The 10,192-nt window shown below is 73.5% G+C and carries 6 protein-coding genes; 1 reads left to right on the plus strand and 5 read right to left on the minus strand.

All coding sequences use genetic code 11. From position 1 onward, the window contains the following. Nucleotides 1-54: 54 nt before the first annotated feature. The 5 genes from GA0070214_RS26695 to ppdK form a co-directional block, all read right to left on the minus strand. Nucleotides 55-1,689, minus strand: a complete 1,635-nt coding sequence (locus tag GA0070214_RS26695; RefSeq protein ID WP_091269254.1) for a BCCT family transporter — start codon at nt 1,687-1,689, stop codon at nt 55-57. Nucleotides 1,690-1,758: 69 nt separating this feature from the next. Further along, complete coding sequence (locus GA0070214_RS26700; protein ID WP_091269255.1) at nt 1,759-2,598, minus strand: siderophore-interacting protein; 840 nt, start codon at nt 2,596-2,598, stop codon at nt 1,759-1,761. A gap of 76 nt (nt 2,599-2,674) precedes the next feature. Further along, nucleotides 2,675-3,916 (minus strand): deoxyguanosinetriphosphate triphosphohydrolase, encoded by a 1,242-nt coding sequence (locus GA0070214_RS26705; protein ID WP_091269256.1) that lies wholly within the window; start codon nt 3,914-3,916, stop codon nt 2,675-2,677. A 4-nt stretch (nt 3,917-3,920) separates the two neighbouring features. Beyond that, complete coding sequence (locus GA0070214_RS26710) at nt 3,921-4,271, minus strand: VOC family protein (RefSeq protein WP_091269257.1); 351 nt, start codon at nt 4,269-4,271, stop codon at nt 3,921-3,923. Nucleotides 4,272-4,396: 125 nt separating this feature from the next. Further along, a complete protein-coding gene (ppdK, locus tag GA0070214_RS26715) occupies nt 4,397-7,132 on the minus strand; it encodes a pyruvate, phosphate dikinase (RefSeq protein ID WP_091269258.1) in 2,736 nt (911 codons plus the stop codon). A gap of 308 nt (nt 7,133-7,440) precedes the next feature. On the opposite strand from ppdK, the gene GA0070214_RS26720 reads away from it, so the two are divergent. Next, nucleotides 7,441-9,207 (plus strand): family 20 glycosylhydrolase, encoded by a 1,767-nt coding sequence (locus GA0070214_RS26720; protein WP_091269259.1) that lies wholly within the window; start codon nt 7,441-7,443, stop codon nt 9,205-9,207. Nucleotides 9,208-10,192 lie beyond the last annotated feature (985 nt).

The following is a 10,192-nucleotide window of genomic DNA, read 5'->3' on the forward strand; positions in this document are numbered from 1 at the left end:
GCACCTCTACTACAACCCGAGGTATACCCGCTCCCTGTCGGGGAGCGGACCGGGTCAGCGTCCGGGCCGGTGGAACCAGCGGGTCACCGGCGGCGGGTTCTCCTCCTCGTACGACCGGGCGGCGCGCACCGCGGCGGCCAGGCCGGACCGGCGCGGGCCGGGCCGCGGCCGCACCGCCGGGTCGGCGGCCATCTCCCGCACGAGGGCGACCGCCAGGCCCAGCATGACCACCACGAACGGCAGCGCCACCAGGATGGTGGCCTGCTGCAACGCGGCCAGGCCGCCGGCCAGCAGCAGCGCCGCGGCGACCGCCCCGATGAGGATGCCCCAGAGCACCACCACCCCCCGATGCGGGCGCAGCGCGCCCCGGGAACTCAGCGAACCGAGCACCAGGGCGGCCGAGTCGGCGCCGGTGACGAAGAAGAGCGCCACCAGCACCGCCGCCAGCGCCGTGGTGACCGTCGCCAGGGGCAGCGCGTGCAGCAGCCCGAAGAGGGCGTTCTCGGCGCTCGCCCCGACGTCGGCCACCAGGTCCCGGGTGCCGGTGCGCTGCACCCGCAGCGCGGTGCCGCCCATGATCGCGAACCAGACGACGCTGGCCCCGCTGGGCACCAGCAGCACCCCGGTGACGAACTCGCGGACGGTGCGCCCCTTGGAGATCCGGGCGATGAAGATGCCGACGAACGGCGCCCAGGAGATCCACCAGGCCCAGTAGAAGATGGTCCACGAGCCCAGCCAGGCCGGGTCGGTGAAGGCCCCGGTCCGGGTGGACATGACCACCAGGTGACTGAGGTAGTCGCCGACCGAGGCGGGCAGCACCTCCAGCGTGTAGATGGTCGGGCCGGCCACGAAGACGAAGACCATCAGTGCCACGGCCAGCACCACGTTGCTGGTCGAGAGCCACTTGATCCCCTTGTGCAGCCCGGTGAACGCGGACACCACGAACGCGGCGGTGAGCGCGGCGATCACCACCAGCTCGACCGCGATGCTGTCCGGCACACCGGTGGCGCTGTCCAGGCCCGCCGACACCTGGAGCGCGCCGAGCCCGAGGCTGGTCGCCGAGCCGAACACGGTGGCGAAGACCGCCAGCAGGTCGATGGCCTGCCCGGCCGGCCCGTACGCCCGGGCGCCGAGCAACGGCGCGAACGCCGCCGAGATCCGGCTGCCGCGCCCCTTGCGGAAGGTCGAGTACGCCAGGGCCAGCGCCGCGACGGCGTAGATGCCCCACGGGTGCAGGGTCCAGTGGAACAGGGTGTACTGCATGGCCGCCGCGGCGGCCGCCCCGGTCTGCGGCTGAACCCCGGCGGCGGGGGGCGGCGCGGCGTAGTGCTGGATCGGCTCGGCGACGGCGTAGAAGACCAGGCCGATGCCCATGCCGGTGCTGAACATCATGGACACCCAGGCCAGCGTGCTGAACTCCGGCTCGTCGTCGTCGGCGCCGAGGCGGATCCGGCCGAACCGGGACGCCGCGAGCACCACGGACAGCACCAGGAAGGCGTCGGCGGCCACCACGAAGAACCAGCCGAAGGTGCTGATCACCCAGGCGAGCCCGGACTTGCCGAACGCCGCCAGGGACCCGCCGCCCAGGACCCCCCAGGCCACCACCGCGAGCACGCCGGTCACGCCCAGACCGAGCACCACCCGGTCGGCATGCTGCGCCGGCCGGTCCTGCCGCACCTGCTCCGCCATGGACCCATCCTCAGCGGGTGGGTCGCGCCGCCGGGGCCGAACGACGCAGGATCACCGCGGTCCGGGCGGTCAGGCGGCGATGACCGCCGACTCCTCGGCCTCGACCTGGGCGTTCCAGGCCGCCTTGGTGGAGCGCCAGCCCTCGTCGTCCATGCCGCGCCGCCAGTAGCCGGAGATGGACAGGTCGCCCCGGGGCACCCCGCGCTCGACCCGCAGCAGCCGGCGCAGCTCCTTGACCGCGGTGGCCTCGCCGTGCACGAAGGCGTGCACCCGGCCGGGCGGGAAGTCCAGCGCGCGGAGCGCCTCGACCAGCGGCTCACCCACGGGGCGGCCGGCGCGGTGCAGCCAGCGCAGCTCGACCGCGCCCTTGCTGGCCAGCGGCAGCTCGTCGGCCGGGCCGCTCACCTCGACGTAGACCTTGGCGGGCGCGCCGGCGGGCAGCCGCTCCAGCGCGGCGGCGATCGCCGGCAGCGCGCTCTCGTCGCCGGCCAGCAGGTGCCAGTCGGCCGCCGGGTCCGGGGCGTACGCGCCGCCGGGGCCCGCGAACAGCACCCGGTCGCCGGGCCGCAGCGCCGCCGCCCACGGCCCGGCCAGTCCCTCGTCGCCGTGGTGCACCACGTCCACGGTCAGCTCGCCGGCCGCCGCGTCCCAGGCCCGCACCGTGTACGCCCGCAGCCGCGGCCACTGCTCCGCCGGGAACTCGCGCTTGATGGTGGCCAGGTCGGTCGGGTGCGGGTAGCGCACCCCGGCCGGCGGGAAGACGAACTTCACGTAGTGGTCGGTGTAGGCGCCCACCGGCAGGCCGGCCAGCTCCGCACCGCCGAGCACGAGGCGGATCAGGTGCGGGGTGGGCCGCTCGGTCCGGACGACCGTGGCGGCGGTGAGGGTCCTGGGGCGCTGCTCCGTCATGGTTCTTAGGCTAGCCTAAGTTCCTGAGCGCCCGCACCGGGCTGTCCAACCCCCGACGCCGACGGCCGGAGGCGGGTCAGCGGAGGGTCACCAGGCGGCCGTGCCAGGCCAGGGCGGCCGGGTCGGTGAGCGAGGCCACCTGGTCGACCACCACACGCAGCCGGGCCGCGTCGTCCGGCGCGTCCCGCCACAGCGGCGCGAAGACCGGGTCGAGCGCCTCCGGGGCCCGGTCGAGCAGGGCGGCCACCAGGTCCGCGAGGATCTCCTGCTGCTGGGCGTAGCGGGGGCCCGCGCCGGGGCGGCGCATGACGTAGCGCAGGGCGATGCCCTTGAGCAGCGCGCACTGGGCCCGGATGCGGCGGGGCACCACGAGGTCGGCGGCGTAGCGGCGGTGCGGGCCGGGGCCGTGGCGCTCCTGGGTGGCGGCCACCACCGTCGAGACGAAGCGGCCGGTGAGCACGCTCGTCGTGGTCTTCAGCGCGGCCAGGGCCCGGTGGCTGCCGTCGTAGGCGGCGAGCGGGGCGAGCACCGGCTCGGCGAGCAGTTCGGCCAGCACCTCGCCCAGGTCCTCAGGCGCCTCCCCGGAGTACGCGGCCGCCACGTCGGCGCAGAGCGCCCGCCGCTCGTCGGCGTCCTCCAGCAGCGGGCGCAGGCTCACGTAGCCGCCGTGGATGCCGTCCTCGACGTCGTGCACCGAGTACGCCACGTCGTCTGCCCAGTCCATCACCTGCGCCTCCAGGCAGCGCCGGTCGCCGGGCGGGGCGCCCTCGCGCAGCCAGGCGAAGACCGGGCGGTCGTCGGCGTACACCCCGAACTTGCGCCGGCCGGGGCGGCGCTCCCACGGGTACTTGGCGACCGCGTCGAGCGAGGCGCGGGTCAGGTTCAGCCCGGCGGAGCGGCCGTCCGGGGCGAGCACCTTGGCCTCCAGCCGGGTGAGCACCCGCAGCGTCTGCGCGTTGCCCTCGAAGCCGCCGCACCCGGCGGCGAGCGCGTCCAGGGCGTCCTCGCCGTTGTGCCCGAAGGGCGGGTGGCCGAGGTCGTGCGCCAGCCCGGCGGTGTCCACCACGTCCGGGTCGCAGCCCAGCCGGGCGCCCATCTCCCGGGCGATCTGCGCCACCTCAAGCGAGTGGGTCAGCCGGGTACGCAGGAAGTCGTCGGTGCCGGCGGTGTGCACCTGCGTCTTCGCGGCGAGCCGGCGGAACGCCGCCGAGTGCAGCACCCGGGCCCGGTCGCGCTCGTACGGCGACCGCCCGTACCCGGTGTCCTTGGGCGCCTCGGTGACCAGGCGCGCCGCGTCGAGCCCGGGTCCGGCGCTCAACCGGTCATCCCCGCTGCCGCAGGACGCAGAACTCGTTGCCCTCCGGGTCGGACAGGACGGTCCAGTCCACCTCGCCCTGGCCGATGTCGACGTGCCGGGCGCCCATGTCGACGAGGCGCTCGACCTCGGCCTCCAGGTCGGCCGGGCGCAGGTCGATGTGCAGCCGGTTCTTGCCCTCCTTGGGGCCGCTGACCGGGACGAACACGATGCCGGGCAGCGTGTCGGGCGTGCGGCGGATCTCCACCTCGTCCGGCTTGTCGCTGATCACCTGGTAGCCGAGCGCCTCCGCCCACCAGTGGGCGAGCCGGGACGGGTCCTGGGCGTCGACCGTCAGGTTCTCCCAGACGCTGGTCATGCGGCCACCTTCCTGATCCACACGTACGCGGGAGCCCAGGTTACGCCCGGCGGGCCGGAATGGCGCGCCTGGACGCATCCGGGGCCACCGATCTGAGCGTCGGCGGCCCCGCATGCGTCACGCGATCAGCGGGAGTCGGAACCGGTGGTGGTGATCGCCGCCCGGCCGGCCTCCAGCCGCGCCACCGGCACCCGGAACGGCGAGCAGGAGACGTAGTCGAGCCCGACCTCGTCGAAGAAGTGCACCGAGTCCGGGTCGCCGCCGTGCTCGCCGCAGACGCCGAGCTTCAGCCCCGGGCGGGCCGCCCGGCCCTCCTCGGCGGCGATCCGGACCAGCCGGCCGACGCCCTCCCGGTCGATCGACTCGAACGGCGAGATGCCGAAGATGCCCAGCTCCAGGTAGCGCCAGAAGAAGGCGCCCTCGACGTCGTCGCGGGAGAAGCCCCAGCCCATCTGCGTGAGGTCGTTGGTGCCGAAGGAGAAGAACTGCGCCGCCTCGGCGATCTGGCCGGCGGTCAGCGCCGCCCGGGGCACCTCGATCATGGTGCCGATCAGCACCTCGACGCCGCTGTCCCCGACCACCTCCGCGATGATCTTCTCGGCCTCGGCGCGTACCGTCTCCAGCTCCTGCACCGCGCCGACCAGCGGGACCATAATCTCCGGGCAGGCCCGCCCGCCGTCGCGGGTGACCTGCACGGCGGCCTCGGCGATCGCGCGGACCTGCATGGCGAACAGGCCCGGGATGACCAGGCCGAGCCGGACGCCCCGCAGGCCCAGCATCGGGTTCTCCTCGTGCATCCGCCGGACGGCGGCGAGCAGCGCCTCCTCCTTGGCCACGTCCTCCCCGCGCTCCTGAGCGACCGCCACGTTGACCGCGAGCTGCTCCAGCGGGGGCAGGAACTCGTGCAGCGGCGGGTCGATGAGCCGCACGGTGACCGGCAGGCCGTCCATCTCGCGGAAGATCTCGACGAAGTCCTCCCGCTGCAGCGGCAGCAGGGCGGCGAGCGCCGTCTCCCGCTCCTGGTCGGTGCCCGCGAGGATCAGCCGCTCGACCAGCTCGCGGCGGTCGCCGAGGAACATGTGCTCGGTGCGGCACAGGCCGATGCCCTCGGCGCCGAACCGCCGCGCCCGGGCCGCGTCGGCGCCCGTGTCGGCGTTCGTCCGGACCCGCAGCCGCCGCGTCGCGTCGGCGTGCGTCATGATCCGGTGTACGGCCTTGACCAGCGCGTCGTCGGTCTGCTCCGGGTCCAGCTCGCCCTCGAAGTACTGCACCACCTCGGACGGCATGACCGGCACCTCGCCGAGGTAGACCTTGCCGGTGGTGCCGTCGATGGAGACGACGTCGCCCTCGTTGACGGTCTGCCCGGCAACGGTGAACTTCTTCGCGGGCACGTTGACGTCCAGCTCGTCGGCGCCGGAGACGCAGGTCTTGCCCATGCCCCGGGCCACCACCGCGGCGTGGCTGGTCTTGCCGCCGCGCGAGGTGAGGATGCCCTTGGCGGCGATCATGCCGTTGAGGTCGTCCGGGTTGGTCTCCCGGCGGACCAGGATCACCGACTCGCCCTCGGCGGCCAGCTCGACGGCGCGGGCCGAGGTGAAGACGACCTTGCCGGAGGCGGCGCCGGGCGAGGCGCCGATGCCCTTGGCCACCGGCTGGAACTCGTGGTCGAGCTGGAAGCGGGGGAACATGAGCTGGGCGAGCTGCGCGCCGTTGACCCGGTGCAGCGCCTCGTCCAGGTCGATGAGGCCCTCGTCGACGAGCTGCCCGGCGATGACGAACGCGGCGGCCGCGGTGCGCTTGCCGACCCGCGTCTGGAGCATCCAGAGCTTGCCGCGCTCGATGGTGAACTCGATGTCGCAGAGGTCCTTGTAGTGCTCCTCGAGCCGGGCCATGTAGTCGAGCAGCTCGCCGTAGGACTTCTTGTCGATCCGCTCCAGCTCCTGCAACGGCACGGTGTTGCGGATGCCGGCCACCACGTCCTCGCCCTGGGCGTTGGCGAGGTAGTCGCCGTAGATGCCCTGCGCGCCACTGGCGGGGTCCCGGGTGAACGCCACGCCGGTGCCGGAGTCGGCGCCGAGGTTGCCGAAGACCATGGCCACCACGTTGACCGCGGTGCCCAGGTCGGCCGGGATCCGCTCCTGCCGGCGGTAGACCACCGCGCGCTCGGCGTTCCACGACTCGAAGACCGCGCGGATGGCGAGGTCGAGCTGCTCGCGCGGCTCCTGCGGGAACTCCCGCCCGGTGTGCTTCGCGAAGATCTTCTTGTACGCGTCGACCAGCCCGCGCAGGTCGTCGGCGTCCAGGTCGAGGTCGTTCTGCGTGCCCTTGGCGCGCTTGGCGTCGTCGAGCGCGTGCTCGAACTCCTCGCCCGGCACCTCGCAGACGGTCTTGCCGAACATCTGGATGAGGCGGCGGTAGGAGTCCCAGGCGAAGCGGTCTGCGCCGCCGGAGGCGGCCGATTCAGCCCTGCCGCCGGCCTGCGCGCTGAGCCCGACCACGCTGCGGTCGTTGAGGCCGACGTTCAGGACGGTCTCCATCATGCCCGGCATCGAGAACTTGGCGCCCGAGCGGACCGAGACCAGCAGCGGGTCCTGCGGGTCGCCGAGCTTGCGGCCCATCTCCCGTTCCAGGGACTCCAGGTGCGCCTCGATCTGGGCGGCCAGCCCGTCCGGCTCCCGGCCGGTCGCCAGGTACGCCTTGCAGGCCTCGGTGGTGATGGTGAAGCCGGGCGGGACGGGCAGGCCGAGATTGGTCATCTCGGCCAGGTTGGCCCCCTTGCCGCCGAGCAGGTCCTTGAGGTCCTTGTTGCCCTCGGCGAAGTCGTAGACGTACTTGTGCTCGACCGTCTCTTGCGCTGCCACCAGAGCCTCCCACGCGCGCCATTGACACTTAACGAAGGTTCAGTTCGGACATACCCCGGGAGCGACCACCGGTAATCCCGGCTCGTCAGCGATCGGTGGGCGAAGGTTAAGCGAACTTCGAGTGGCCTGGGACCGTTCGGTGACTTTCGGCACAACGGTCACCACTATCCGCGTCCGTACCGGTTTTTGGGAACGCTTCCACGCGCACTATCACGCAATTCCGATTCCCCTCGTACGCTTGACGGCACTGGTTCTGCTGAACCTGACCTTTGCCATATCCCGCGCAAATACACCCCGGAGCCGTCGCCGTGCCGACCATCCCCGCCACTCCCGCCGAGAGCGGCCCCGAGCCGCTCGACCGCCTCCCCGGCCGCCAGCCGGCCGCCGCCGAGCTGGCCCGCACCGCCGCCCGCTCCGCCGGCGACCTGCTCACCCCGCCCGCGCCGATCCGCCTCGGCGACGTGGTGCCCGCCCCGGAGCGGGTGCACCCCGACCCGGCGGCGGACTACACGCTGACCGCCGACGCCGCGATCCGGGTCAGCCCGGCCGGCCGGGAGGTCGCCGAGCAGCTCGCCGGGTGGCTGCGCCCCGCCACCGGGTACCCGGTGCCGGTGACCGACGCGCCCGATGCCGACGGCCTGCTCGTGCTGACCCTGTCCGAGGCGCCCCTGGGCGGGGCTGCGCTCGATGCGGCTCGCCCGGCGGGCCCGGTCGACGCGGCCCGTCCGGTCGACGGGGCGGCCGGCGAGGGTGGCGTCGGTGTGGACGGGCTGGGTGACGAGGGCTACCGGCTCGACGTGACCGGGGCCGGGGTGCGGGTCACGGCCGCCACCGCGGCCGGGCTGCTCCACGGCGCGCAGACGCTGCGGCAGCTCCTCCCCGCCGCCATCGACGGCGCCGCGCCGGTCACCGAGCGCTGGGCGGTGCCCGGCGGCACCGTTGTCGACCGGCCACGCTTCCCCTACCGGGGCGCCATGCTCGACGTGGCCCGGCACTTCTTCCCCGTCGAGGACGTGCTGCGGGTGGTCGACCACCTGGCCCGGTACAAGCTCAACCACCTGCACCTGCACCTCACCGACGACCAGGGCTGGCGGATCGCCGTCGACTCCTGGCCCCGGCTCAGCGAGGTCGGTGGGCTCACCGAGGTGGGCGGCGGCCCCGGCGGCTTCTACACGCAGGCCGACTACCGGCGCATCGTCGCGTACGCCGCCCGCCGCCACGTCACCGTCGTGCCGGAGATCGACCTGCCGGGGCACACCAACGCGGCCCTCGTCGCCTACCCGGACCTGGCGCCCGGCAAGGTCCCGCCGCCGCCGTACACCGGCACCGAGGTCGGCTTCAGCTACGTCGACCCCGCCGACGAGCGGACGTACGCCTTCGTCGCCGACGTGGTCGGCGAGGTGGCCGCCCTGACCCCCGGCCCGTGGCTGCACCTCGGCGGCGACGAGGCGTTCAAGGTGCCGGCCGACACCTACCGCGCCTTCGTCGAGCGGGCCCAGACGCTTGTCGCGGCGACCGGGAAGACGGTGGTCGGCTGGCACCAGCTCGCGCCGGCCGGGCACGTCGACGGGCGGGTCCTCCAGTGGTGGGGCACCAACGGCGACGACCCCGAGACCGCCGACGCGGTACGCCGCGGCGCCCGCGTGATCCTCTCCCCCGGCAACCGGGTCTACCTGGACATGAAGTACGCCACGGACACCCCGATCGGGCACGACTGGGCGGGCCTCATCGACGTGCAACGGGCGTACGACTGGGATCCGGGGACGCACCTCACCGGCGTGCCCGCCGAGGCGGTGCTGGGTGTGGAGGCGCCGCTCTGGACCGAGTCGGTCACCACCCTCGCCGAGGTCGAGTTCATGCTCTTCCCGCGGCTGCCCGCCGTCGCCGAGCTGGGCTGGTCGCCCCGGTCGACGCACGACTGGGCCGGCTTCCGCGAGCGGCTCGCCGCCCACGGCCCGCGCTGGACCGCCGCCGGCATCACCTTCCACCCCTCCCCCGACGTCCCCTGGCCCACGCCGGCCCCGACGATCCCCACCCAACCCACCGGCGACACCACCGACGCCCCCACCCACTGAACGGGCGTCGCCGCCACGGGCGCTTCAGTGGAACGCCATGGGTGTCTCAGGCGCCCCAAGACACCCATGGCGTTCCACCCACCGCTTTGTGTCCGAGCGCGATCCGACGAAAATGCCCCGGTGTGGCCCGTGGACGACCCGTCGGGCCACTCTGCGGGGCCTCGGCCCGCCCGCGTCGATCTGCGCGCTGCCTCAGCCCGGCCCTCGCGTTGATCAAGAAGTTTGCGTCGAGATGCGGCCCGAACGCGACGCAAACCTCTTGATCAACACCTGGTGGTCGTCGGCGGCCGGGGTGCGGGGTTCGTCGCGGCCACTGCAGGTGGAGATCTTGGAGAGTTGTCGTTCGTGGTGAACGGTAACTGTCCAAGATTCGCAGCGCGGTCGTGCGCGCTCTGGGGTGCGTGTCCGGTTTGCGTCAGCACGTTCGGGCGTGGTGTCCGGTTTTGGCTGGTTGTGGCGGGTGGTCGGCGGCACCGTCGGGGCGGAATCATGGCGGGGGCGGGGTCGTTGTACATGGCAGACCGCGCAGCACCCCGCCCCCAGGCGAGGCAGCCGCCGGTGGGAATGACCGGCCCCCGCCGGTCGTTACACCACCCGGGCCGCGCACCACCGGCCCCGCCGCACCGGGTCAGCCGGCAGGGAATCACCCCGCAGCCCCGGTCGTTACATCCCCGGACCGCGCACCACCGGTCCGCGCCGGTAGAGCCAGGGAATCAGCCCCGGCCGCCGGTCGTTACATCCCCTGGGACATCGGATCAGGTGGGTGGGAATCGCTTCCCCGCCGCCGATGGTTACATCGCCCGGGCCGCCCGAGCAGGTCACCCCCGATCGCCGGGCACCCCTCAAACTTTCCCCCTCTTGCGGCACCCGCGCACCCCCCCGCGCGCGTGTGCTGTGCACCCCCGACAGAAAGGCGTGACTCATCATGCGTACCAACACCATGCTGCGGAACACCGTTCTGACCGCCGCCGGCTTCGCCGCCACC

It is taken from the genome of Micromonospora chaiyaphumensis, assembly GCF_900091435.1.
GTDB classification, from domain to species: Bacteria; Actinomycetota; Actinomycetes; order Mycobacteriales; family Micromonosporaceae; genus Micromonospora; species Micromonospora chaiyaphumensis.

Excerpts from the sequence above, each read along its gene's own strand:
- GA0070214_RS26695 (WP_091269254.1), bottom strand. The coding sequence starts at position 1,689 with ATGGCGGAGCAGGTGCGGCAGGACCGGCCGGCGCAGCATGCCGACCGG.
- GA0070214_RS26700 (WP_091269255.1), bottom strand. The coding sequence starts at position 2,598 with ATGACGGAGCAGCGCCCCAGGACCCTCACCGCCGCCACGGTCGTCCGG.
- GA0070214_RS26710 (WP_091269257.1), bottom strand. The coding sequence starts at position 4,271 with ATGACCAGCGTCTGGGAGAACCTGACGGTCGACGCCCAGGACCCGTCC.